The following is a 24,678-nucleotide window of genomic DNA, read 5'->3' as shown; positions in this document are numbered from 1 at the left end:
GCCCATATTTGTTGACCGCAATACTGCTGACCTTACCCTACTTTTCAGACTTGATACAACTTCCAACTAGCCATCGCCAACATTCCGTAAATAACAAACTTTAGCGGGCGTTGAGGCATAATTTGGCAGAATTTAGCACCTACCAAAACTCCCGGCACCGAACCCAACCAAATTGGCAATACTAAACTCCAGTCTACTGTTCCGAGGCTGAGGTGTCCCAGAGATGTAAACATCAACAAAATTGCGGCCTGGGAAATATCTGTACCCACCAATTTAGAAGTATCCAGGCGGAAAAAAGCAATCAGCAACAGTGCAAACATCGAACCGGAAGACACGCTAGTGATTCCCACTATGCAGCCTAAAATTGCTGCCGCACTCACAGTACAAATACGGCCATAATTAGTATTTAAGTCCCATTTTGGGGTCGCAGGCAATTTAAACTTAGGGAAAAATGTTTTGACCACTAATTGGGTCAGCGATAAAGCGACAATTAGGGCGATCCCTACTCCAAGAACACGCAGCAATATGCTGTCTAAGTCCTGACTGCCGCTGGATTTGATGCAGTGTAAAATCCACACGCCAGTCAGCGAACCGGGTACGCTGCCCAAAGCCAGCCACTTAACTATTTGCAAGTCAAGGGTCTTTTGCTGCCAGTGTTTGAAGCCACCAACAACTTTCATCAGTGTAGCAGCTACCACATCCGAACTAATAGCAATTGATGCTGGAATTTGGAAAACAAAAATTAACATTGGGGTGATGAGCGAGGCTCCGCCAACTCCGGTCAAACCAACGATAATGCCCACAAAAAAGCTGAGAAACGATAGTAATAAGTAGTTCACGGTTATGCCCAAAAACTGTGTATTTAAGCGCTGCCCACCAACAAATAGATAACTTGGGCGGCTAGAACAACACAGCTACACAGGCTAAATATCACTTGCATTTCAATATGCGTTGCCAGGAGTTTTGCTTTTCAACGCTTGAGATTTACCGTCTCTTAAGCTACAAAAAACTTGGTAAAAGTAAGTAAATGCAAATCAATCCAACTACAAAAATTGTAGTGTAAAAGCTCCCTGATTTTCTTATATGTACCTGTGTAACTGATGAAAAACCCTGGATTCATTTATGGGGTTTATATTCGGCGTTCTACCTTGAAGTGACGAGCGTCACAGGTAAAGCAGAGCTGAGGTTAACCGACTGCTGGCCGGCAAAGAAATCGGGAGTTTCGAGAACATTAAAATGAATCAATGCCACAATGACAAGAGTGAAGGCGGTTGATGATACTAAACCCGTCAATAACTCTTTTTTGAGGTTTTTGTCCTTGGGTTTTTCTGTAAAAACATCTAAAGTTCCTAGCTGCATCAACAGAATTCCCACAATATTGGAAAGCCAGTAGCCGACTATTGTGCAAGGAAACAGTAAATCTGCGGAAAGCCAACTACAGATATACCCAAAGGCGTAGGCAATTGGCAGATTGAAAAATATGTCGTTCCACCAACACAGGGGTGATAGCAAATATCCAATTGCCAGAAGCAACCCGCCTCGGATCTTTTTAAACCAGACTTCGTTAAAGCCCTTAGCTTCTGGCAACTGTTGGGTCAGTTGTCCTGCAAGCTGGTACTCTTCAATGACTTTTTTAGCGTTTTCCACGTTAATAGCTCATTACTCGATCGACTTACCGTAGTTTAACAGCCCAAATCAGTTATGTCTAGTAAGTCGATAAAGTTACCGTATTTCCGGGGCGATCGGCTAAATCTAGTTTTTTCCCGGTACAAAAATATCTATCCGGGAGAGGTTGTTGAGAATGCTGGCTGGTGATGATTTAAGCGCCGATCGAGAAATTGAAAGCTTCAGGCAAATGCTTGACAGTTTGCCAAAGATATGCAGTATCGATGCCCCAGTAATATTGCAGGTAAACGAGCAAAAGCCCGATCGCGACTGTCACGCCCAGCAATTTAGGGACTATTTTCGCGACAGTCTCCAGCACTACGAATGCTGCCCAGATAGCAGCACCTAAGATGAGAATGGAAGCGATCGTGGCAACTGTATCGCTGTTCATAATTAACTCCTGTTGACAATCAATCGGGTATAACAGAACTACTTGGGCTCAGGGCGATTGCCAAAATCGAATAAATTACTCCAATTCCCAATAAGCCCACAGCGAAACTGAAAAATAAAACCATGGCGTCTGGGGGATTGTAGGTATCGTGGTCAATTTGGTGGCGAACGGTGAAGTAATGCTTAGTTGAGATTAAGACTGTCACCCAACCTATTAGAGAGAAGATTAAACCCAACTTCCACCCAATCGCCTGACGGTAATCTACGGGCATTTGCACGACGCGAAGTCGGATGATGACGACGCCAAAAGCCATGAGGGCGATCGCGGCCCGCATCCAGGCTAAGAAGGTGCGCTCATTTGCCGATCGATCGATCGCCCGCGACAGATTTTGCTGCTTTGGTTTCTCATCATCTACTTGCATCGGTTTGAACGATAATTGCACGCGGTCGAACTCTTTAATATTCATATTAAACCGCCACCATTATTCAGGTGCCATCAAACCAAATGAGCTAGAAGGAACGGTGAACATATAATAAATTACCCCAGCCCCTAGGATGGCGATCGCGAGGCTGAACAGAATTACCCAGCGATCGGTAGGTTCATAAGTATCGTAATCGATATCGTGACGGACGCCAAAGTAGTGCTTAGTTGAGAATAACACCGTCAGCAAACCCACTGCTGAAAAAAGCAAACCCAACTTCCAGCCATTGCCGGGAGTTGGGAGTAGAGGGGGATGAAAGGTGCGAAGGCGCACGATAACTACGCCAAAACCCATCAGCGATATTGCTGTCCGCATCCATGCTAAATAAGTACGCTCGTTTGCCAAGTGATCCCGCACCCGCGACGGATTTGGTCGCCTAGTCTTTTCTGTATTTACTTTTGTGGATTTCCAATTTAATAGCATAGATCAACCTTTTAATTTTAACGGGAAATAAGAAGGTAAACCGATATATTTTCTCTGGGACGATTATCCGCCGGGGAGCGCTCCCCTCCCCGGCGGTTCTTGCGTTGCAACGGGCTTTAAACAGCCGATCGCATTACAACTTCACCAAACCTAATCATTTTCCTCAGTAGGTGCGTTGGGAACTTGCGTATCTATGTACGCCTGAGTCACATCAGGAACAAACCAATTCGCATCCCCAGGCTGGAAAACCTTAGCAGTAGGAACGTTGAATTCTACAGCCCCCGTATCGGGATTAGCTCTCGCTACAACTTGAGTTCCGTCAACTATCTTAACAGCTAGACCGCCAGTCAATTCTTCTGAAGGTTGATCGGTCGTTCTTAAATCGGTTGCTTTGATATCGCTGGGTAGATAAATTCCATCGCAATCCCATTTATGTTCAGTTGTTTGGCCGTCAGCTAGAAAATAAAGGGCATTCTCGTAAGTAGAAGAAGCGGCTTTTTTGCGTTTCGGCCCGTAGACAGCCAGGGTTTTTCCTGTCTCGTTGCGGCACTGACCCCAAGGCTTTCCAGTTTCTAAAGTGTATTTTTGAAACTCCAATTGAGAGATTTTTTGCTGAAGTTGCTCAGGGGTATAATTCTGGGCGGTATCGGGTGCGTCTTTGGCTGCCTTGAGAGTGTTCAAAGCTTGAGTCACCTCTATGTAGTCGGGATTGCTCGCATATCTCGGCGTTTTTGGAGCGTCGGCCCAGGACGGGGGAACGAATACTAAATTGGCGACCATTACCAAGAGCACTAAAACAAATTTGAAGATTTTCACAATTTTTCTCCTTTTCTAGATTGTCAGGTTTTTTCCAACTTTCTGTTTGCTTGCTATTTTAAGACTTAGGCAAAAACGAACTATCTTTAACTGGTTTGCCTGAAAAACCAAATTTGGCAGAATCGAAAAATCGGGTTTTTTAGGATTAGACCTCTTGTCAAATTCGAGCGGCGTGGGGTAGTGGCGAAGTGTTCTGGCGATATTTTAAGGATTACTCCTCAAGTTTTTAGCTGAGTTGGATTCACCACTACAGTATTATTGAAATGAAAGGTATATTCTTGCCTAAGTCTGGCAATTTGCTAGCTCACAAGATTGCTTGAACTTTAGTCAAAATTCCAGGCTAAATTAGTTTGAAGCTGCTTTTAGCTCGGTCAATTAGTTCATTATTAACTTAGCATACTGGGTGATATATGGCAAGTAATTTAGACACGATTTTAAGCCAACAATTGGCAAGGTAAAAATGATGAGTTAGAACTTATGAAGTTCGGAAAAATTATCTACCTCTAGAGGGATGTAAGTAGCGAAACCGAGGCTAATTCTTAGTTAAATTGAAATGCCGGGAGCAGGCGATAAGTACCGCTTTCAATCAGAATGAATATTCCCAAACCAATCAAGACAAAAGGGACAACAGCCTTGGTATAGCGCGTCAAAATAGGGGCGATCGCCCTTTGGCGAGTTAATCGGTACGCGACATAAGACCAAACACCTACCATCACCGAGAAAACCGCCAAAATCACCACCAAGCTCGGCAAATCGCTGCTAGCAAACAGCGGCAAATAAATACCGATGTTGTCACCCCCGTTGGCCACTGTTACCGCAGCCACATTCAAAGTTTGGGGATTGAAAAGATTGGCGAGTTTTGACACAGCAGATGAGTTGGATTGACGGTTAAATTCGCCCGATACTGCTTGTACGTCATTTTCCTCATTTTCTGGCTTGACTAAGTGACTGATGCCGATCGCGATCGGAAGCAAACCCAGCAAGCCAATCCAAGCTTTCGGCACAATTAAACCGCCAAAAAAACCGGGCAAACTAGCAGCGATAAGTGCTGCAAATCCGAGGTACTTACCGACAAAGATATGCCGGGGGCGGAAAGTATCATTTACCTGGGCAAAGAACAGCATCGAAAGCACCATATCGTCTATATTGGTTGCGGCAAAAGATGTAATTCCGGCAATAATCGCTGCTGCAATCCAATTCATGTGCTGTCCCTGCAATTTTTCTAAACTTCCGTTTCGCTGGCGTTACTTCTGCTCATAGTTATCAAACAGAAAGCGCAACCAACTAAAGATATTATACTTAAAGTTGGGCTTGCCAGAGTGCCACTTTTAACCAGAATCGCCATTCCCAATCCGATTAAAACAAAAGGTACTAATTGATTGCCGTAGCGAGTCAAAGTATCCGCGATCGCCCGCATCTGAATTAACCGATAAGCAGCGTAGCACCAAACGCCCACCATCCCGAAGAATACAGTGAGAACTACCGCCAAACTTTCTAAAGTATTGCTAGCAAAAAGCGGCACATATATCCCGATATTGTCGCCCCCATTTGCCACCGTCACCGCTGCTACGCTGTAAGTTTGAGGAGACAGAAAACTGCTAAAAAAAGATTTTTCAGATTGCTCTAATTCTGCCTCAGCTTCCGAATCGTCAGTTTCTGGATTCAACAAGCGGCTAAGCCCGATCGCAATTGGCAGCAAACCGAGCATTCCGATCCAATCTGGCGGAAAGATTAAGCGACCAAAAAAACCCGGAAGGCTAACCAAAACCAGTGCAGTAAAGCCCAGAAACTGACCGAAGACGATATGCCTGCGCCGAAATACTGCATTCACCTGCGAGAAAAACAGCAGCAGAATCAGAATATCGTCTAGATTCGTAGCTGTAAAAGCTGTCATTGCCGTAGAAATTGCTGTTAGTAATTCGTTCATTTCTGTGTCTCCTTAATTTCAGCGGTCTTTGCGGTTGCTCCCGCAGTCCGGCAGGGGTTAAAACCCCCGCCTCAAAGCTCAAGTCCTCTGAAGAGGACTGAAGAAATTATTAGTCCTCTTCAGAGGACTTTTGCTATTAGCCAGGGAATTAATTCCCTGGCGGTCTTGGCGGCTAAATTAACATCTATAAACACCGCCTTGCAACTAATCAAAGCCTTGATTGTCGATCGATACTGCTTTCAATCGAACACCGCCGTAAATTGCATTTTCTTCCTCGAACTTGGCATGAATTGCGTCAATACCCTGCTGCATCGATCCCGTCAGTCCAGGATAGCGCCGCCGCTGCAAGAAAAACCACCCGCAAGTAAGCACCAAGTAGATCAAGAACAAGTAAGGAAACGCATCGTAAGGAGCTTCGGGAACTGGGAACATAGTGCTGCCTGGAATGCCCACACTTCCCGCAATCGGAATCATCATAAATGCGATCGCCGCCACCGAGAACGCTACATCCTGCAGGCGCAATTTACGAATTTTGTGCAGGTAAACCGGAGCCGCGATCGAAATCAAGATGTATACCGTTAAAAATCCGTAGCTGCAAATTGCCCCCAAATAACCCATACAATCAAACAGTTTGATGTTAAACATAGACATCACAGCAGGCACCAAAAATGTCATAAATGTACACATTGTTACTGCAACGTGGGGAGTTCTATTAGATGAATGCGCTACACCTAATGAAGAGTGAAACAAACCGTGCCGCGCCATCATAAAAAACACTCTCGCCGCTGGATTGATGCTGCCGAGCACGCAAGCAAAAAAGCTAAATAAAGCGCCTAAAGCCACTAACTCTCCCAGCCAGCCCATGCCGACTTGTTGCGATAGAAAAGTCAGAGGTTCTTCACTATTAGTAATAGAAACTCCAGTCCCGCTAAAACCCAAAACCTCAATATAGGTCATCAGAACGAAGAATAAGCCTGCCATGACAGCACTGCCCATGACAGCCCTGGGGATATTTTTTAAGGGTTTTTTCGCTTCGTCGCCCAGAGATGTAGCACTTTCAAAACCAGAGAAACCAAACATTACTAAGACAAGTCCCGTCGCTATGTTCCCCGGAGTTACGCCTTCCAAAGTTAATTGGGACATATCCAGGGCAAAACCTTTGTGCGCCCAGATGATCATTCCCAAAATAAAAATCGCTCCCACTGATACCCCCTCCAGCCACAGCATCGCCATAGCTGAAAGCTGGATATCTTTATAACCTGCATACCAAGCAACGCCGGCCCCGATCGCTAACAGCGTAATCGGTGACGGATGGATGCCTAAATGACCGATGAAAGTACCCGTAAAGTTAGCAAAACCACACAAAACGGACATCGCAGTAAATAGATAAGCCAGTACCAAACTCCAGCCGCAAATTACGCCGGCAGTCGGGCCTAGTCCTTTAACAATATAAGAATAAAGAGAACCTGCAGAAGCCGATCGACTCGCAAATTGGTTGATATTGATGCTGACAAATACTAGGCCTATCAAGCCGATGAGAAAGCTCAGCCAAGTCCCGTTACCCGAAAGAGCTACAATTAACCCTAGATTAGATGCGGGTATAGTTGTAGGTGCAATGACGGCAAAGGATTGAGCTAAAACCTCCCCGAAGGAGAGGCAGTCCGGCTTTAAGCCGTGGGGACTGTGATTTTTTGGCGTTTTCTTAGTCATTTATCTTCTCTCTTTTTGTCGATCGACTTTTGGCGATCGGCTTAAACTTGTCGGTGCTGCTTCAGCATGGGGCCCTGCGTTAGAAGCTTAAGTATCAGCTTAAGGCTCTTGAGGGGTAGAATCAAATGTTGTTTTTTATCGAATTAATAAATACAAGTGATGCAGTGCCGTGGCCAAAAAACTGTTGGAAGACGAGACGTATCTATCGCCACCAGATCCAACCCTTGAGGTTAAAAGGAAACTTCAAATAGCGGCTGGCAACCGTACTTTCTTGGTAATTCCAACCTGTACAAGATAGTGGACAAGTTCAGGTCAAAGCTTAGCCGCAATAGATTTTAGTCTCAAAAAATAACTGTATTTAGTAAAAGGGTACTCAGCATGGCCGGAATGACACTTGACCAACTGCGAGTTTTTCTAGCTGTCGCGGAACACCTGCACTTCAGCCGCGCAGCCGAGGAACTTTACATCACCCAACCCGCTGTCAGCGCGACAATCCAAAGCTTAGAAGCGCAATACGGAGTAAAACTATTTCACCGCATCGGCCGCCGGATCGAAATCACAGATGCTGGGAAGTTGCTACAAGTTGAAACTCAGAAAATTCTCGACCAAGTTGCTTTGACTGAGAGAGGTTTGCGGGAGTTGAATGACTTGCAGCGAGGCGAATTAAACTTGGGTTGCAGTCTGACCATTGGCAATTATTGGTTGCCTGATAAACTTAGCAAGTTCAAGCAAAAATATCCTGGTATTTGCGTGAATTGTACTTTGGCAAATGCCGAAGAAATTTGTGCGGGGACGGCGACAGGAACATTTGATTTGGGTTTAGTGACGGGAGACATCAAAGCTTCGCTTAAGATCACTCTGGAAGAAGAAGTTGTAGGCAGCGAACGCTTGCTGATTGTAGTTGGCAAATCTCACCCTTGGTTTGAACGTGCAGATGTGAGTTTAGCGGAAATTGCGGAAACGGATTGGGTGATGCGAGAAGCTGGTTCTGGAGTTCAGCAAATGTTGGAACAAGCTTTGCAAAGTTGGGGCATTAATCCCAATGAATTGAATGTAACTTTAGTTTTGAATAGCAGTGAAATGGTAAAAGCAGTGGTGGAAAGTGGCACAGGTGCAGCCGCTATTCCTGAATTGATGGTAAAAAAAGAATTGCAGCTATCTACACTGCGAGCGATTAAAATTATAGATAGCCAACCAAGTTCTAATGTATGTTTTGAAATAATTAAACCAGTTTTAAAACTGAAGCACAGACAGCGTTTTCAAACTGCAATTACTAAAGCTTTTGAACAGATATTAACTTAAGGTGCTGGTAATTGCTAATCGATCGCTTACGCACCAATACTCAAGAAACCAGTTTTTTTACCAACATAAAAAGCTAAACGCCGTGTATTTTTGTAAAAAACCCGGTTTCTCCCCAATCGTGCGTCCAGGAGTATAATTATCTCTCAACCAATTTCCTCAAATCCAATAAATTTTTACCCCCATCACCAACAATCAGCGGCAATTTCCCATCCCATTTTTCTATAGCCTGCCTTTCCAAAAGTTCCGGAGTCAAATTGTCCCGCAGCAACCTTTGCACTTCGGCTTCTCCCTTGGCTAAATTCACCTTAGCCTCGGCCTGTTTTACTGCCTTCAGCGCTAAAAACTCCCCTGTTTTTGCCTCCTGTTCGGCAATTTGTTTCGCCTCCACGGCCTCGCTAAACCGCTCCGAAAAGTGAACGTGTACTAAAGAAATATCGTCAACGGCAATGTGATATGTAACCAGCCTCAAGGTCAAAGAATCATCGACTGCGGCTTTAACTTCTCCCCGTTTAGTAATAATTTCTTCAGCCGTGTATTTTGCCATCACTGCTTTTAATACTTCTTCAACCGCCGGATCTATAATGCGAGCAACGACTTCCTTCTCGTCACCTATTTGTTGAAAAATAGCATTTGCTTCTTCTGGGATAATATGCCAATTTAGCGCTACATCCGTGAAAACATTTTGCAAATCTTTTGAGGAGGCTTCAGCGGAACTTTCCTGTTTTTGCACCCTGACGCTCAACTTTTTTACACTATAAACTGTGGGGACTATTACGTGAATTCCTTCTCCGAGTACCTGTTCTTGCACTTTACCAAACTGCATCACCACGCCCCGTTCTCCAGCGTTGACAATGACAAAAAATTTGGACAAAATAGCTAAAAAAACTATCAATAGACCTAGTTTAACAGCTATGTAAACATCATTATTTTTTTTATTGCTTGGTTTGAGTGTGTCAACGTTACTGCTGGATTCTAAAACCATGTTTCACCCCGATCGCACTTAATTGTCTGCTCAATATTGACTTAATAGGTATTCTATTTTCCGGCCATCAACAACTGTTCAAAATCCGCTGCTGCCAAAGGAGGACTAAACAAATATCCTTGCATTATATCGCACTTATAGCGCCAGAGAAAATCTTTTTCGGTTTCTGTTTCAACTCCTTCGGCAATTACCTCAAGACAGAGACTGTGCGCCATTTCAATAATAGCTTTCACAATCGCTGCATTTGTGCAACCATCGGTGATATTGCTGATAAAACAGCGGTCTATTTTTAAAGTATCGAAAGGGTATTGCGTCAGATAGCTTAAAGAAGAATACCCAGTTCCGAAATCGTCAAGAGATATACAAACTCCCAAATTTTTCAAGTGTTGCAAAGTCGCGATCGCACTTTCGGCATCTTCTACCATCAAACTTTCTGTCAGCTCTAATTCCAAACTGCTCGGTTCCAAACCAGTTTCTGCTAAAATTTGGGCAACTCTGCTGCTGAGATCCGGTTGGTGAAATTGGCGCGGCGACAGATTCACAGCTATTCGGAGCGGAAAACCAGCATTTTGCCAAACTTGCATTTGCTGGCAGGCTGTCTGCAAAACCCACTCGCCTAACTCTACAATGAAGCCAGTTTCTTCGGCATGGGGAATAAATTCTGCAGGCGAAATTAGCCCTTTTTCTGGATGTACCCAGCGCAGTAAAGCTTCTGCGCTCATAATCTTACCTGTCTGGACATTGACTTGCGGCTGATAGTAAACTTGGAATTCTTCTCGTTCCAGTGCGTTGCACAAACGGGTTCTTATCTGCTCTAATTTGTCGGCAGTATTTTGGATAAATTCGCTGCTTTGCGATCGCAAAGTATTGTACTGTTCTGCGACAGCTTCTTGTTTTTTCAAACGGCTCGATACCGCGCCCACCAGTTCAGCTTTACTAAAAGGTTTAGTCAGGTAATCATCTGCTCCCAATTCCATACCTTGTCGCATTTCAGAGCGATCGGCTCTACCGGTGAGAAAAACAAAAGGCACTGTAGCAGTAACAGGATTAGATCGCAAGGCCATCAGCACCCCATACCCGTCAAGTTCTGGCATCATCACGTCGCAAATAATCACGTCGGGAACATTTGACACTGCCGCATATAAACCTTGTGCTCCATTTTCTGCACCCCTCACGTCGAAACCTTCAGCTTTGAGGAGTTTGAGAATATTCTCGCGAATTACTTGCTCGTCCTCAATCACTAGAATCTTTTTCATACGTCATTCCCTGAAAGCGATATAATTGATAGGCGTTACTGAACGCGATAAGCGTCCCAATAACTGAGAACGCACAGCTCGATGGGCCCAACAGCGGAATATTTTCCGACACAAATAGCAAACACCGGAAAAACGCTAATTTTTCAAGCACAACTAGATTAATGTTTCTCTGGTTACTCAGTGCCGTCCGTATTATTACGAGGTTAATTAATAATCTCTCAACTAATTCTAGGCGATCGATAGTTAGCAGCGCCTTAAATAACTGCTAAACTAATTGTGCCACCTGAACGATTGTCTGCAAACAATCTCAGCCTATTTATACCAGTTGCCAAAAATAATGCAACTGCAAGCAAGTTCCAAACCCTTGCGGAGTCAGTCTTCCCCATTCTTCAATGTAAAATCTAAACTTTTAAATCTCAAATGGTATTACCTACTGGATTCCCTGAACCCGCACAGATTGGGGTCATAGAAGTTAAGCAATATCCTCACTACCGCGCTGTCACCTACACCCACGCGGGCGATTTGCGACAAGCAACTGGCATCGCCTTCAATCCCTTATTTCAACACATCAGCAACAACCAAATAGCGATGACAACGCCAGTAGAAGCGCGCTACACGGAAACTTCCGGGCAAATCGATGCAGTTCCCCAAGCAGAAGTTTCGTTCCTCTATCCCGCACCAAATATCGCCCCCAGCAGCGTTAACTCCGCTGTAGAAGTCACAGATACTTCTCCGATGACAGTTGTCAGCATCGGCGTGCGCGGGGCCTACACTTGGGAAAGCTACGAAAATAACCTCCAGAAACTCAAAGATTGGCTTCAAGAACATCCTGAATACGAAATAGTCGGGCCACCGCGCCGCTTTTTTTACAATTCCCCGATGACGCCGGAAGCAACTAAAATCAGCGAGGTACAAATTCCGATCAAGTGCCGCTGACGTGAACAACTAATTCGCGAATGTGACCCCGCTGGCGATGTTCCCACAGGTAAATTCCCTGCCAAGTTCCTAACAGCAACCTGCCGCGATCGATCGGGATTTGTTCAGAAGTATGAGTCAGCGCAGTGCGAATGTGCGCCGGCATATCGTCTGGGCCTTCCGCATCGTGAATGTAGCGATCGCCCTCCGGTACCAGTTTAGCCAAAAAGTTAGCCAAATCCTTAAGTACATCCGGGTCAGCATTTTCTTGAATCACCAAACTAGCAGAAGTATGGCGCAAAAATAAACTACAAAGTCCGGTTTTAACACCTGAATTCGCCACCACATCTTCTATCTTAGGAGTGATTTTGCACAGAGATTTCCCTGTAGTTTGAATCTTGAGTATCTGTTGATAGTGATTCATTCGATTTTAGATTTTAGATTTTGGATGAGACTGATGCAAAAGTCTTATTTCGGCGGAGGTAGACTTTGTTTGTGTAAGAGCGATTTCTAATCGCACTTATGAAAAATAGTCTACAACAGCTTGGGCGATCGCCTCCGTACCATTTTTATCCAATTTATCCGACAAACAGGGCGGATGCAGCGGTTGTCGCAAAAACTCCCACTCCCCCTCAAAAAATTCCGTCTCCGTCAAGATTTGATGTTCCGCATAATTTTGAATCCCTTCAAGCAACACCGCAGCTTCTGCAAAACCTTCTCTCATTATAGAAATAACAGGTATTTCCAAGCGCAAAGCTTCCGCAAAAGTGCTGTATCCCGGTTTAGAAACTAAGCGCCCACACACAGGCATAATATCAACCGGACGCGGTAAAATCGGGAAATATTGTGCAAACTCCTGATTTTTGACATAAATCAAATTCGGCAAATCGGGAGCTCCCGCATCAAAAGTAATAAATTGCCAGTCGCTAAATAGCTGTAAATTTTGATAAGGAATTTCTTCTAAACCCAATCCGCCGAAAGTCAACAATACAGTTTTTTCCAGCGGTGTTTCGATGCCGAATACTTCCCGAATTTTTTCGTTACTGTAGCGAGGATTGCCGCCAGTCAAGCCCACATCTTGAATATTTGGGAAAGCTGCCATCGGTTCGTGTAATGGAAGACGAAAAAGCCGATCGGACATTCCGAAACATTCACCAATCCAATCTGCCATTTCTACAAATTCCCCGCCCCACTCGCGATAGATAAAATCCCACCCGAAATTGCTCATCATCCAGCAAGGAACCCCAGCCGCTGCCGCCATTCGCGTTGCCAAAGGAGGAATGTCTGCCAGCACCAAACCCACCCGATTTTGCTTGATAAAATTAACTTCGCCCGCAATTAGGGAATTTTGCTTTTTCCGAATTTCCCGTAATTTTTCCAGCGTTGCGTCTTTATCCATATTCAAACTGTCAGCTTGCACCACACCCACATCAAAAGCGCGGGGACGGTGGATAAAGTCGCCACCAATATAACATTCTAGCAGCCAGCGAGGTGCTGTTGTTGTGATAATTAGTAAGATATCTGGATTTAATTCTTGAATTTTTGCAGCTACGGAAGCAACTCGGACAGCGTGGCCGAATCCGTGATTGGTGATGGCAATATATAATGTTGGTCGAGACATTTATAATTGGGAATTGGGAATTGGGAATTGGGAATTGGGCATCGGGGATCGGGCATCGGGCATCGGGAATTGGAGGTAGAGACTGGAAGCCAACAAGGCCAAGCTTCAAGCGACGCACAACGAACAATGACACAATTAATAACTAATGACTAATGACTAAGCGGTTGTGTATTTAACTTGTATAGCTATCCTAAATCATTTGTGAATTTCTTACTCCCTCCCCTTGATAAGGGGAGGGTTGGGGTGGGGTAAAAAATTTACGACTCCTGCAAGGATTGCTATATATTCCTGGCGTTGCTCAGAGCAACGGCCCCGAATATTTTTATTATTAGTGACTATAATAAAATTAGTTTTTAATGATGAACGCCAGTCCTCTCTTTGTGAATAAATTAAAACTAAAAATTTTCCTCCTAACTTAATTATAATTGTACAGGCATCGAATAGGCAAGAACTGATCAATCGGACGCGCCCTCAGACCAAACAGGCAATTGATTAATCTTGTTCAGCGTTATATCTACATACTTTTGACCCTCAGTCGCCAGATTTTCCCCAAAATATCCATCATCGCCGTCGTGCTTGTGAGGGCCACTCAAAGCTTCTGCATAGCGGCCTTGCAAACGAGCTTGGTTGAAAGGAGAAGTCGCGTACCAGTACCAGCGACTCGGAAAAACTATGCCGCCAATATCCTCAATTGAATCGCGAGTGCCGCGAAAGTGGAAAATGCGATCGGCTTCTGCAAAACCATTTTCTCCCGAAAACACGCCCCCAACCGAAACAACGGTAATTTCTGCCTTCAGCCATTCTTTAAGATAGCGAGTAGCACCCAAAGCAACTTGTGCGCCGCCGCTAGTGCCAATTAAAATAACTTTCAAAGGTTTTTGAGAATTAACTGAAATGGGAGATTGAGCATTCATGCGATCAATAATTGCATTAGCCATTCCCTGATTGTATGCAAAGCCGTAGCGATAATCTAGAGAAATTGCAAACCTCCAGAGATTGCGAATTTTAATGAAGATATTCCCCGCAATCGGCCCTTTTTTTGCCTGTTCTGCAAACCGCCAAAAAGGAGCTAGCCATCGCTCTCCTCCTAAACTTTTGTTAGACGCTGAATAAGGAAAAACATCGCCCACTGCTACGCACTGCGGGTGAGTTTTAACTAAACGCTTGAGAAAGAACTCTTCGCCAGGGGTTAATTCGTCCCCCGAAAAATCCCCAACTCCCGGTAAAAAGATGATATAACAATTGAGTTGCGAAGACTTGCGGGCTTCTAAATTGCCCTTGTTTGAGGGTAATATCTCCGGCGGGTTTTTCTTGAGACCCAAAGTTTCGGCACTTTGATTCAGCCACCATATAACAGTCCCCACCGGCGAAAGAATGCCCCAAATTATCAGGATTACACCTGCGATGAGCAACAAATTTAAACTTCCCCCGCGCAGCCATGCAAGTATCCGTAAAATCAATCTTAGCATTTAATAAAATCTGGTAGAATGCCAATTAATTACTTAATTACCTAGAAATAGGTCGGTGATTCTGCTGTATTAGACCTTATTTTGTAAAAATTGTCAACTATCTTGAGGAGCAGGAGTTCCACGTGAAGGGAGAAGATTCAATTGCAGGTTTGGGGGCAACGCTTTGGAACGCACTTTCTTTGAACGGCAATTTTTACGAAAAAACTCCCTACACTCGCAGAACTAAGCGAATAGCTTTAACAATTGTAATTTTAGCTGCGCTGTCCCGCGTTTTGGGCAGCGCCGTCATCTTGTTAATTAATCGAACTGAGCTATCAGTTTTATTTTTAGCACTTTGGATAGATGGTTTGGCAGTTGCGGGGGGTTATTATTTTTGGACTTTCACTATCTTTAAAATCGGAGAGTGGCTGAAGCAGGGGCACGTAACTTATGGGGAGTTGTTGGTGCCGATCGGCTTTGCTTACGCGCCCCAAGTGCTGAATTTTTTAACTTTAATTCCCTTGCTGGGAGAAGGAATAGAGCGGATATTAGCTGTGTGGAGTTTGCTAGCTGTAATTGTGGCGGTTCGCCAAGGTTTGGATATTCAAACTCGCTGGGCGGTGTTAATTTGTTTTGTGGGTTGGCCGTTGATTCAAATTGCGATCGGCTTTGTGAAAGTAATTGAACAGTTGCTTTCACGATGGCTTTAATTGATCAATACGGCAGCAGTATAGTAAACTCGCTGCCCTCTCCAGGTTCCGACTTGCAAATTAACTTTCCTCCATGTTGTTCTACCACAATTTGATAACTGATAGACAATCCCAAACCAGTCCCCTTACCTATCGGTTTAGTAGTAAAAAACGGATCGAATAATTTACCCAGCACCTCCGAATTCATCCCCACACCATTATCAACAATGCGAATCGCTATTTGATTTCCTTCCGCGACTTCAGTGCAAATCTGAATTGTCGGAGTCTGTTTCGAGTCAACTTCACTCCCTCTTTCGCGAGAAAAAGCATCAATCGCATTGGTCAGGACATTCATAAATACCTGATTAATTTCTCCAGGATAGCAGTTCACTAAAGGCAAATTGTCGTACTCCTTGATCACTTGAATATCAATTAATTTGTGTTCCAAAATCATCAACGTGCTGTCGATACCTTCGTGAATATTAACCCATTTTCTATCAGATTCATCTAACCGAGAAAAGTTTCGCAGCGACAGCACAATATCGCGAACCCTCGCAGCGCCCACTCTCATTGAATCTATCATTTTAGTGAAATCATTCATTAAAAAATCTAAATCTATTTGCTCTATTTCATTTACTATTTGTGGTACGGGATTGGGGTAATTATTTTGGTATAAACGTAGTAGATTTAGTAAGTTCTCAGCGTATTCGTTGGTGTAATATAAATTTCCATAAATAAAGTTAATCGGGTTATTAATTTCGTGAGCAATTCCCCCGACCACTTGACCTAAACTGGACATTTTTTCACTTTGAATTAGCTGCACTTGAGTGTGGCGAAGTTCTTCCAGTGCACTATGCAAATTCTCAGTTCTTTGGGCTACTCGCGTTTCCAGAATATTATAAAAACGAGCATTTTCTAGAGAAATAGCTGCTTGTGCAGACAGGATTCCCAAAATTTCTAACCTGTCGCTAGTAAAAGCACCTTTTGTTAAATTGTTTTCTAAGTAAAAAATTCCTGTAAGGTTGCCTTGATGGATAATTGGCAATACCAGGATAGATAGGGGTTGATTTGCCACAATATAAGGGTCAAATTGGAATTGATCGGATCGGGTAGCATCATCTAAAACCAAGTATTTTTGGGTTCTTTCTACATAGTTAATCAATGAAAGTGGGAGCATCTCGGATTCGGCAATCGGGAGAGATTGTAACAGAGCTACATCATTAAACTGACCTGTAAGTCCAGCTTCTATAAATAATTGATTACCTGTCTTGGCAAGAAATAATACTTTTTGAGCGCCTGCGTTTTCCTTTACAAGCTGTACAAGTTTCTCTAGCAAACGGCTGAGGATAATTTCGCTCGAAACAGCTTGAGATGCTTTGACAACAGTTGGTAAATCCAGCATCAAGCTATTGTCAACAGTAGTGGTAGCAGTCATGATATCAACATTCTTAGATATTGCTCCTTGATTGCGATCGACTAAATAAGGATAACGGGATTCTAAGTATTTAACTTTTGCTATAGCTCCCCAGCGGATGTAGGCATAATAAGCTTTTGTCAGATAAGATCGAGCAATTATCTCTTTATCCAAAGATTGATAAAACTCTCCAGCTAATTCATAAGCTAATGCTTCTTCTTGGATGTAACCGTTAGCAGCCGCTCCTTTAATAGCTAAGTCATAATAATCCATGGCTGCAAGTTTATCGCTGAAAAGTCGAGCTTTCTCAGCTTCAACTAACTCATACTTGTGCTGATAATTCATGGGTGCATGGCAGGCCCACTTTTTCATAATTTGCTGATTAGAGTTAACAATAGCTAGGTATGCTTCTTGATTGTCACTTTCAAGATAGTGAGCGAGGAGGGCCAGCGAATAGTAGAAATTGTGTACCCCAACAGTGATTAAGCCGATCGCCCCATCTGCGTATTCTGCAGCTAATTTACCGCTGGCAACAGCCCCAGCATCATCTTTCAATAAATAAAGCAGCATCAATTTAGCAACATAAGCTGCAAATAGCGACATTCGATTATTTTCTTTCTGCCAACGAGACATCACAGCAGGTTCATCCAACCTGCCGCTAACTAATCGTACTTGCTCTGATGTTTTGGTTCTTAAGCTTGAAGCAGTTACTTGCCAAATTTGAGCATAACCTATGGCAAATTCGTGTTTATTTTTTTGCAAAAACTCCATATAAACGGTTTGTTTATCTTCGACATATTCTAGCGGTTCTCCCACCAAAAATAAATTGGTAATATAGTGCTTACAATTATAAATTGCCCATTCTACATCCCCCGTCTCGACACCAACTTTCATTCCTTCGAGAAAGGAAGCAAGTGTATTTTTCGTAGACTCTTTCCAGATTCTGATATGAGCATTAAACATTACATAAACCTTAGCTTTCTGTTGGCTAGCATTAAATTGTTCTAGCAGTTTTAAAGCAATTAATCCAGCGTAGTAGCCAGCTTCGATGTCGCCTGCTGTCCCGCACAGAATCATTCCATAAAGAGTATAGGGAAAAGTAGCTAATGCTGAATGACCATGATCGATACAAAGATTGACCATAGTCAAGACGAGGGAGGACACAATTTCAGGTTTGGCAATATAAGCAGGAGGATAGAGGGCTGTCAGGATTTCCATAGCTGCCAGTAGATATGGATCTGTCATAACTGGCAGGTTTTCTAATTCCTCAATTCGCGGCAATTTTGGCACTGCAATGGTTTCGTTGTCTAATAGGTTTAGTCCCAGCATTTCCAGCACTTCTAGACCTGTTTCAACAGCTTTTAGCATCTGGCTTTGAGCCTGATAAAATAGGATCTTGAGCTGATACACTTTCACTATGTCAAGCTGGTTTTTAGCCGATCGCAAAACCACTTCTGCCAAAACTTCTGCTTGCTCAAAGTTGGTGTTTAAATATTCCGCTTCCAGCGTCTCTACATACAAGCGCAGCGTCATGCTATAGTTGCGACCCCAACTATCAGGTGCTAATAACGACATTCCCGCATTCAAATACTTAACCGCGGGTTCGTAAGCATTAGCTGCTTTGGCCTTATGTCCAGCAATTAAATTTAATCCTGCTAATTCATCTTTTTCTGATTGCAGGAGCAGACAATCAATTCCTACATTCAACTGGTTGATAATATCAAAAATTTTTTCTTCTACTTTATCGGCGGGCGTATTTTCAAACAGCAATTTACCGATGCTAAGATGAGTGACTTTCTTTTCATCATCAGGAATCAGCGAATATGCAGCTTGCTGGACGCGATCGTGCAAAAATTTATAGCTGATTCCCGAAGAATCGAAAGTTAAATTAGCTCCTCCTTCTCCATCTAAAAATAAAGGAATGAGGTAACTCTCATTCAAAGGAAGTATTAACCCTGCTTGCAAAGCATCCCAGAGTTCAGTCGCCGTGACGGATGGAGATTTTGCATTGACAGTAGATAGAACATCTAAAGTGAATTTGTCGCCAACACAAGCCGCCAATTTCAAAATTTGTTGTGTAGTCTCTGGCAATTGTTGAATCCGACTGGCTACCAGTTCAACTACACTCTTATCTGTGATGCCAATAGCGTGAATCTCCTCAATGTTCCACTGCCACTCCCCTCTGCTTCCGGGAGACAGCAGCCGGGAAAAGTCAAATCTCAAAAGTTTTTCTTGATAAAGAGTGTTGAGCAACTGCGTCAAGAAAAAAGGATTCCCACCAGTCTTATTCCAAATTAACTCCGCTAAAGGTTGAATTCTGTCTGATTCATTCAATGTCTCCGAAATTAACTCAGTAACCTGGGCTAAAGAAAGAGGTTCCAGCACTAAATTGTTGAGAATAATTCCCGTTTTTTGAAGGTACTCTACTGTTTGCATTAAAGGATGTGTAGAGCTAACTTCATTGTCTCGATAGGCTCCAATAAATAATAAATATTTGCTATCTGGGTCAGTCGCTAGCAATTCCATTAATTTCAATGTCGCTGAATCTGACCACTGCAAGTCATCGATAAATATAACTAATGGATGCTCTTTTTGCGCGAATACGTGGATAAATTCTTTGAATAGCCTGTTAAAGCGGTTTTGTGCTTCTGTGGGGGCAAGTTCCGCAACGGCAGGCTGTTTGCCAATTACCAATTCTAGTTCGGGAATCACGTCAATAATTACTTGTCCGGCATCGCCTAGTGCGGCTAAAAGTTGATGTTGCCAATCTTGTAATTTTTTGCTATTTTCGGCAAGTAACTGCTGGATCAAAGATTGAAAAGCTTGAATTAAAGATGCGTAAGGTATATTCCGCTTGAATTGGTCAAATTTACCTGAAATAAAATAGCCCCGCTGTCTGGTGATGGGTTTTTGAATTTCGCTAACTACAGCAGATTTGCCTATGCCTGCATAACCCGACACTAGGATCAGTTCAATTTGGGAAGGGGAAGAATTTTCCTCGCAAGGATTAGCTACACGTTCAAATGCTGCCAATAGTTCGCTGACTTGTGTTTCCCGACCGTACAATTTTTGAGGAATCAACAACTGACTCAATATATCTAAGTTTCCGGGGGTAAAATCTACTATCTTGCCTGTAGTTTCTAACTGATGCAAACAAATTTCTAAATCTGCTAATAATCCGCCTGCTGTCTGATATCTATTTTCGGCATTTTTTTCCATCAATTTCATCACAATTTGTGAAATTGATGGTGGAATGTCTGAATTAATTTGATGCGGTAAAATTGCTTGAGAAGCTATGTGACTGTAAACAATTTCTAAAGGGTCATTGCTCATAAATGGCAATTGACCTGTCAGCATTTCATATAAAGTGATTCCGAGAGAATAAAAGTCGGTGCGGTAGTCTAGGGTGCGGTTCATTCTCCCCGTTTGTTCGGGAGACATATAAGCAAAAGTACCGACTATCGAGTTAAGATTATTAATTTGGGGAGTTTCTTTGGACAATCGTGAAGCAATCCCGAAATCAGTCAGTTTAATAATTCCTGTTTGGCTGTTGATGATGATATTGCTCGGCTTAATATCTTTGTGAATAATTTTTTGAAGGTGCAGATATTCTAAGGCTTTTATGAGTTGGATGCCAAACCTCAAACAGGTGATGACTTCGAGCTTTTGTCTGGACATGAGGCGATCGATAGATTCGCCATTAAAGTCTTCTAAAAGCAAGCCGAGACGGTTATCAAAGGTTTCTAGGCTAATGACTTTAATTAGGCCCGGATGGTCTAAATGTTGGCGAATGCGATACTCGTGCTTGATCCGGGTAATTGCATCGAGGGTGGGATATTCAGCTTTCAGGATTTTGAGTACGGTTGTATCCTGGTGGGTGGGGATTTTTCCTCGATAAATAATCGTTTCGATACCTTCGTGGAGAGTGGAGTGGATTTGGTATTGCGAGAGAAATTGCATGGAGTTCTCCTCAGAGTTGAAAATATATCTGATTCTACTCGCTGTTCGCTGTTGACTGTTGGCTGTTGGCTGACGGCACTACCACTCTCAACCTTCAAAAGTCTTGACAGGGCAACTGTTATATGCTTAATTCAACTATGTACTTAGGCAAAGAAAAATCAAGCTTTATTTACTCGGACAAGAATATAATTTATACATAAAATGATAGTATTCAGGCAATCAAGCCATTTTGCTACTATTATTCTCAATTAATATCCGATCGACAGCGGACGGCAACCACACCCCTACTATTCGGGTCTCCCCACTGTCCCTACCCCTTTAGCAAGATACATTGTTAGAGAAGGAAATACACAAAAATTTACATCTATAATTTGTGTAGTGTTCCAAATCGCTCCTCACCAGCAGCGATACAGCCCTCGCCCAGACAGTAGGATAGAAAAAATATGTTTGAACGCTTTACAGAACAAGCCATTAAAGCAATCATGCTAGCCCAAGAGGAAGCGCGACGCCTCGGTCACAATTTTGTAGGCACCGAGCAAATTCTTCTGGGTCTCGTCGGCGAAGGCACTGGCATCGCTGCAAAAGTATTACTGGATATGGGCCTCAACTTGAAAGAGGCGCGCAATGAAATCGAAAATATCATCGGTAGAGGTTCCGGGTTCCTCCCGCCAGAAATTCCTTTTACACCCCGCGTCAAGCGCATTTTTGAGACGGCGCTGAACGAAGCGCGGCAGTTAGGCCACAATTACATCGGCACCGAGCACATCCTGCTGGGGCTGATTCAGGACGATGAAGGGGTGGCGGCGAAGGTGCTGCAAAACTTGGGGATCGATCGCCAGAGAGTCCGCACGCAGGTAATTCGTGCCGTGGGAGAAGTCGCGGCAGTACCCGGAGGTAGGGGAGATAGCGGCGATCGCAAAATCCCGACTTTAGAAGAATTTGGCACAAACCTGACCAAGTTAGCCGCAGCAGGTAAACTCGACCCCGTAGTGGGCCGCGAAAATGAAATCGAGCGCGTGATCCAAGTGCTCGGCCGCCGCACAAAGAACAATCCAGTATTAGTAGGCGAACCAGGGGTCGGCAAAACAGCCCTCGCCGAAGGCCTAGCCCAGCGGATTGTTAATAGAAACGTCCCGGAAATTTTAGAAGACAAACAAGTAATTAGCCTCGATATGGGTTCGCTGATTGCTGGTACAAAGTTCCGAGGCGAATTTGAAGAACGGCTGACGAAAATCATGGCCGAAATTCGCGCTGCAGGCAACATCATTCTGGTAATTGATGAAATTCACACCTTAGTCGGTGCAGGCGCAATTCAAGGCAGCATGGACGCCTCCAATATGCTCAAACCCGCCCTTGCTAGAGGCGAATTGCAGTGTGTCGGCGCCACTACCTTGGACGAATATCGCAAGCACATCGAGCGCGACGCTGCCTTAGAACGCCGCTTCCAACCGATCAAAGTCGGCGAACCGAGCGTGGCTGAAACAATAGAAATATTGTACGGGTTGCGATCGGCTTACGAACAGCATCACAGACTGACAATTTCCGACGCAGCTTTAGAAGCAGCGGCTACACTGTCAGACAGATACATTAACGATCGGTTTTTGCCAGACAAGGCGATCGACTTAATTGACGAAGCAGGTTCCCGTGTCCGCGTGATGAATTCACAAACCCCGCCCGAAGTTAAAGAGCTCAAAAAGCAACTGCCTGCAGTAACAAAAGAAAAAGATGCAGCAGTGCGCGAGCAAGACTTCGACAAAGCTGGAAAATTGCGCGATCGCGAATTAGAAATTGAAGCCGAAATCGCCGAAGCTACGATCAACAAAAGCCAACTCAAAACTTCTCCCATCGTTACCGAAGAAGACATCGCCCACATCGTGGCTAATTGGACGGGAGTACCGGTCAGCAAGCTGACAGAATCCGAATCGGAATTGCTGCTGCACATGGAAGATACTTTGCACCAGCGCTTGATCGGTCAAGAAGAAGCTGTCAGCGCAGTTTCTAGGGCTATCCGTCGCGCGCGGGTAGGCTTGAAAAATCCCAATCGCCCGATCGCCAGTTTCATCTTTTCCGGCCCCACAGGCGTCGGCAAAACGGAACTTACAAAAGCATTGGCAACTTATTTCTTCGGTTCCGAAGAAGCCATGATTCGGTTAGATATGTCCGAATTCATGGAACGCCACACGGTTTCTAAACTCATCGGTTCGCCTCCCGGTTACGTCGGCTACGACGAAGGTGGCCAACTAACAGAAGCAGTCCGGCGTCGTCCTTACACGGTCATCTTGTTCGACGAAATCGAAAAAGCTCACCCGGATGTCTTCAACATGATGCTGCAAATCTTGGAAGACGGCCGCTTGACGGATGCTAAAGGTCGGACAGTAGACTTTAAGAATACACTGCTGATCATGACCTCAAACATCGGTTCGCGAGTGATTGAAAAAGGCGGTGGCGGTCTCGGTTTCGAGTTTGCTGAAAGTGCCGCAGACGGTCAGTACAACCGCGTTCGCAGCTTGGTAAACGAAGAACTGAAACAGTTTTTCCGTCCCGAATTTATCAACCGCTTGGATGAGATTATCGTCTTCCGCCAGTTGAACAGGGAAGAAGTCAAGCAGATTGCGGACATTATGTTGCAGCAAGTCTTCAGCCGCTTAACCGAACAGGGTATTACTTTGTCGGTGACGGAACGGTTCAAGGACTTGTTAGTTACAGAAGGCTACAATCCCAGCTACGGTGCTCGACCTTTACGCCGCGCAATCATGCGGTTGTTGGAAGATGTACTGGCTGAGGAAATGCTGTCTGGGAAGCTGAAAGATGGCCAAAAGGCGATCGTTGATGTGGATGAAAACGGTCAGGTTAAAGTAGTGCCCGATGGTTCATCTGAGCCGAAATTGCCCGAATTCGCATTGAGCCATTAATGCGCTCTACAGACGGATAAACACTGTTGATTAAAAACCCGGTTTCTTTGAGAAACCGGGTTTTTAATTAAATGAAACCAGTTTACAAAAAGCAACTTTAGGCAAGCTCCAAATCCTTATATAATAAGTCATTCCCAATTCTAAAATCTAAAATCTAAAATCGTATGAGTTTTGGCTCTTTTATCCCAACACATTATCTACAGAAATTTCTATATCGGGAAAAGCTAGGATCGATAAAGTCTGACCTCGCTGGAATCTTTGAATATTTTGGTATCCCGAGGGAGAAGGTTCGCGATAAACTACTACACATTGCTCGTTAATATCTACCAGCCAAACTTCTACAATATTGTCTTCGGCATAAAGAGGAATTTTGATATTTCTGTCAGTTTCAGCGGTTGCATCCGCTACTTCCACAATGAGTAAAATATCATCAGACTGAGGATGTCCCGATTCGTAAAAATCATCGCGCCGTCGCAGCAAGGAAATATCCGGTTCAGGTTCGGAGTGATCGTCCAATTCTACCGGATCTTGAACTCCAATGGTTACTCTCGATAATAAGCGAGTATAGAATAACTCTGTCAGACGCTTGACATGAGATGTATGCCTTCTACCGACGGCGGCAATTTGAACAATTTCTCCTCGAATTAATTCAACTTTATCATCTTTGGTCAAGATGCCAGCTTCAATCATATGATGATATTCTTTGACTGTAAATAACCGCTTGATTAACTGAGTGGTACTCATTGGTTAGTCCGGGAATATTCGA

Annotated in this window: 20 protein-coding genes; 4 read left to right on the top strand and 16 right to left on the bottom strand. The window is 43.9% G+C overall.

From position 1 onward, the window contains the following. Positions 1-44 precede the first annotated feature (44 nt). From QUA25_RS11690 to QUA25_RS11650, 9 genes are all read right to left on the bottom strand, one after another. Positions 45-839: a sulfite exporter TauE/SafE family protein gene (locus tag QUA25_RS11690; protein WP_333037791.1), complete on the bottom strand. Its 795-nt coding sequence runs from the start codon at positions 837-839 to the stop codon at positions 45-47. Positions 840-1,143: 304 nt separating this feature from the next. Continuing rightward, a complete protein-coding gene (locus QUA25_RS11685) occupies positions 1,144-1,647 on the bottom strand; it encodes a hypothetical protein (RefSeq protein WP_333037788.1) in 504 nt (167 codons plus the stop codon). A 172-nt stretch (positions 1,648-1,819) separates the two neighbouring features. Beyond that, positions 1,820-2,056: a hypothetical protein gene (locus QUA25_RS11680; protein WP_333037787.1), complete on the bottom strand. Its 237-nt coding sequence runs from the start codon at positions 2,054-2,056 to the stop codon at positions 1,820-1,822. A 19-nt stretch (positions 2,057-2,075) separates the two neighbouring features. Continuing rightward, positions 2,076-2,522, bottom strand: coding sequence for a DUF202 domain-containing protein (locus tag QUA25_RS11675; RefSeq protein ID WP_333037785.1), 447 nt, complete (start codon positions 2,520-2,522; stop codon positions 2,076-2,078). A 15-nt stretch (positions 2,523-2,537) separates the two neighbouring features. Beyond that, entirely contained in the window at positions 2,538-2,960 is a 423-nt protein-coding gene (locus QUA25_RS11670) for a DUF202 domain-containing protein (protein WP_333037782.1), read from the bottom strand. Between the two features lie 150 nt (positions 2,961-3,110). Beyond that, positions 3,111-3,776 carry a hypothetical protein gene (locus QUA25_RS11665; RefSeq protein WP_333037781.1) on the bottom strand — a complete coding sequence of 222 codons (666 nt, stop codon included), beginning with the start codon at positions 3,774-3,776 and terminating at the stop codon, positions 3,111-3,113. Between the two features lie 539 nt (positions 3,777-4,315). After that, positions 4,316-4,978 (bottom strand): cadmium resistance transporter, encoded by a 663-nt coding sequence (locus tag QUA25_RS11660; RefSeq protein ID WP_333037780.1) that lies wholly within the window; start codon positions 4,976-4,978, stop codon positions 4,316-4,318. Positions 4,979-4,998: 20 nt separating this feature from the next. Then, positions 4,999-5,703 carry a cadmium resistance transporter gene (locus QUA25_RS11655; RefSeq protein WP_333037779.1) on the bottom strand — a complete coding sequence of 235 codons (705 nt, stop codon included), beginning with the start codon at positions 5,701-5,703 and terminating at the stop codon, positions 4,999-5,001. A gap of 204 nt (positions 5,704-5,907) precedes the next feature. Continuing rightward, complete coding sequence (locus QUA25_RS11650; protein WP_333037778.1) at positions 5,908-7,413, bottom strand: APC family permease; 1,506 nt, start codon at positions 7,411-7,413, stop codon at positions 5,908-5,910. Positions 7,414-7,791: 378 nt separating this feature from the next. Between QUA25_RS11650 and QUA25_RS11645 the strand changes: the two genes are divergently transcribed. Further along, positions 7,792-8,715, top strand: a complete 924-nt coding sequence (locus QUA25_RS11645; protein WP_333037776.1) for a LysR family transcriptional regulator — start codon at positions 7,792-7,794, stop codon at positions 8,713-8,715. A 136-nt stretch (positions 8,716-8,851) separates the two neighbouring features. Here QUA25_RS11645 and QUA25_RS11640 read toward each other — a convergent pair whose 3' ends face one another. Both QUA25_RS11640 and QUA25_RS11635 read right to left on the bottom strand, forming a co-directional pair. Then, complete coding sequence (locus QUA25_RS11640; protein ID WP_333037773.1) at positions 8,852-9,697, bottom strand: prohibitin family protein; 846 nt, start codon at positions 9,695-9,697, stop codon at positions 8,852-8,854. A 53-nt stretch (positions 9,698-9,750) separates the two neighbouring features. Continuing rightward, positions 9,751-10,953 carry an EAL domain-containing response regulator gene (locus tag QUA25_RS11635; protein WP_333037771.1) on the bottom strand — a complete coding sequence of 401 codons (1,203 nt, stop codon included), beginning with the start codon at positions 10,951-10,953 and terminating at the stop codon, positions 9,751-9,753. A 420-nt stretch (positions 10,954-11,373) separates the two neighbouring features. Between QUA25_RS11635 and QUA25_RS11630 the strand changes: the two genes are divergently transcribed. Beyond that, the gene (locus tag QUA25_RS11630; RefSeq protein WP_333037769.1) at positions 11,374-11,889 is read left to right on the top strand and encodes a heme-binding protein; all 516 of its coding nucleotides are present in this window, start codon (positions 11,374-11,376) and stop codon (positions 11,887-11,889) included. Here QUA25_RS11630 and QUA25_RS11625 read toward each other — a convergent pair. The 3 genes from QUA25_RS11625 to QUA25_RS11615 form a co-directional block, all read right to left on the bottom strand. Then, the gene (locus QUA25_RS11625) at positions 11,876-12,292 is read right to left on the bottom strand and encodes a secondary thiamine-phosphate synthase enzyme YjbQ (protein ID WP_333037767.1); all 417 of its coding nucleotides are present in this window, start codon (positions 12,290-12,292) and stop codon (positions 11,876-11,878) included. The genes QUA25_RS11630 and QUA25_RS11625 overlap by 14 nt on opposite strands. Positions 12,293-12,388: 96 nt before the next feature. Next, the gene (locus QUA25_RS11620) at positions 12,389-13,489 is read right to left on the bottom strand and encodes a glycosyl transferase (RefSeq protein ID WP_333037766.1); all 1,101 of its coding nucleotides are present in this window, start codon (positions 13,487-13,489) and stop codon (positions 12,389-12,391) included. A 455-nt stretch (positions 13,490-13,944) separates the two neighbouring features. After that, positions 13,945-14,958: a hypothetical protein gene (locus QUA25_RS11615; RefSeq protein WP_333037765.1), complete on the bottom strand. Its 1,014-nt coding sequence runs from the start codon at positions 14,956-14,958 to the stop codon at positions 13,945-13,947. A gap of 122 nt (positions 14,959-15,080) precedes the next feature. On the opposite strand from QUA25_RS11615, the gene QUA25_RS11610 reads away from it, so the two are divergent. Further along, positions 15,081-15,647, top strand: coding sequence for a hypothetical protein (locus tag QUA25_RS11610; protein ID WP_333037764.1), 567 nt, complete (start codon positions 15,081-15,083; stop codon positions 15,645-15,647). A 4-nt stretch (positions 15,648-15,651) separates the two neighbouring features. Here QUA25_RS11610 and QUA25_RS11605 read toward each other — a convergent pair whose 3' ends face one another. Continuing rightward, on the bottom strand, positions 15,652-21,000 hold the full coding sequence (locus QUA25_RS11605; protein ID WP_333037763.1) for an AAA family ATPase: 5,349 nt from the start codon (positions 20,998-21,000) through the stop codon (positions 15,652-15,654). 443 nt (positions 21,001-21,443) lie between these two features. Here QUA25_RS11605 and QUA25_RS11600 point away from each other — a divergent pair, with 443 nt between their 5' ends. Next, positions 21,444-23,912 (top strand): ATP-dependent Clp protease ATP-binding subunit, encoded by a 2,469-nt coding sequence (locus tag QUA25_RS11600; protein WP_333037761.1) that lies wholly within the window; start codon positions 21,444-21,446, stop codon positions 23,910-23,912. 180 nt (positions 23,913-24,092) lie between these two features. On the opposite strand, the gene QUA25_RS11595 is transcribed toward QUA25_RS11600, so the two are convergent. Then, positions 24,093-24,656, bottom strand: coding sequence for a Uma2 family endonuclease (locus QUA25_RS11595; RefSeq protein ID WP_333037759.1), 564 nt, complete (start codon positions 24,654-24,656; stop codon positions 24,093-24,095). Positions 24,657-24,678: the final 22 nt, after the last annotated feature.

It is taken from the genome of Microcoleus sp. Pol17C6, assembly GCF_036701145.1.
GTDB lineage: Bacteria > Cyanobacteriota > Cyanobacteriia > Cyanobacteriales > Microcoleaceae > Microcoleus.
The sequence above is the reverse complement of the archived record's forward strand: the minus strand, read 5'-3'. Positions and strand labels throughout refer to the sequence as shown.

Coding starts and splice junctions, on each gene's coding strand:
- QUA25_RS11660 (WP_333037780.1), bottom strand. CDS start 4,978: ATGAATTGGATTGCAGCAGCGATTATTGCCGGAATTACATCTTTTGCC.
- QUA25_RS11595 (WP_333037759.1), bottom strand. CDS start 24,656: ATGAGTACCACTCAGTTAATCAAGCGGTTATTTACAGTCAAAGAATAT.
- QUA25_RS11635 (WP_333037771.1), bottom strand. CDS start 10,953: ATGAAAAAGATTCTAGTGATTGAGGACGAGCAAGTAATTCGCGAGAAT.
- QUA25_RS11675 (WP_333037785.1), bottom strand. CDS start 2,522: ATGAATATTAAAGAGTTCGACCGCGTGCAATTATCGTTCAAACCGATG.
- QUA25_RS11640 (WP_333037773.1), bottom strand. CDS start 9,697: ATGGTTTTAGAATCCAGCAGTAACGTTGACACACTCAAACCAAGCAAT.
- QUA25_RS11620 (WP_333037766.1), bottom strand. CDS start 13,489: ATGTCTCGACCAACATTATATATTGCCATCACCAATCACGGATTCGGC.
- QUA25_RS11625 (WP_333037767.1), bottom strand. CDS start 12,292: ATGAATCACTATCAACAGATACTCAAGATTCAAACTACAGGGAAATCT.
- QUA25_RS11680 (WP_333037787.1), bottom strand. CDS start 2,056: ATGAACAGCGATACAGTTGCCACGATCGCTTCCATTCTCATCTTAGGT.
- QUA25_RS11605 (WP_333037763.1), bottom strand. CDS start 21,000: ATGCAATTTCTCTCGCAATACCAAATCCACTCCACTCTCCACGAAGGT.
- QUA25_RS11600 (WP_333037761.1), top strand. CDS start 21,444: ATGTTTGAACGCTTTACAGAACAAGCCATTAAAGCAATCATGCTAGCC.
- QUA25_RS11630 (WP_333037769.1), top strand. CDS start 11,374: ATGGTATTACCTACTGGATTCCCTGAACCCGCACAGATTGGGGTCATA.
- QUA25_RS11645 (WP_333037776.1), top strand. CDS start 7,792: ATGGCCGGAATGACACTTGACCAACTGCGAGTTTTTCTAGCTGTCGCG.
- QUA25_RS11615 (WP_333037765.1), bottom strand. CDS start 14,958: ATGCTAAGATTGATTTTACGGATACTTGCATGGCTGCGCGGGGGAAGT.
- QUA25_RS11650 (WP_333037778.1), bottom strand. CDS start 7,413: ATGACTAAGAAAACGCCAAAAAATCACAGTCCCCACGGCTTAAAGCCG.
- QUA25_RS11670 (WP_333037782.1), bottom strand. CDS start 2,960: ATGCTATTAAATTGGAAATCCACAAAAGTAAATACAGAAAAGACTAGG.
- QUA25_RS11655 (WP_333037779.1), bottom strand. CDS start 5,703: ATGAACGAATTACTAACAGCAATTTCTACGGCAATGACAGCTTTTACA.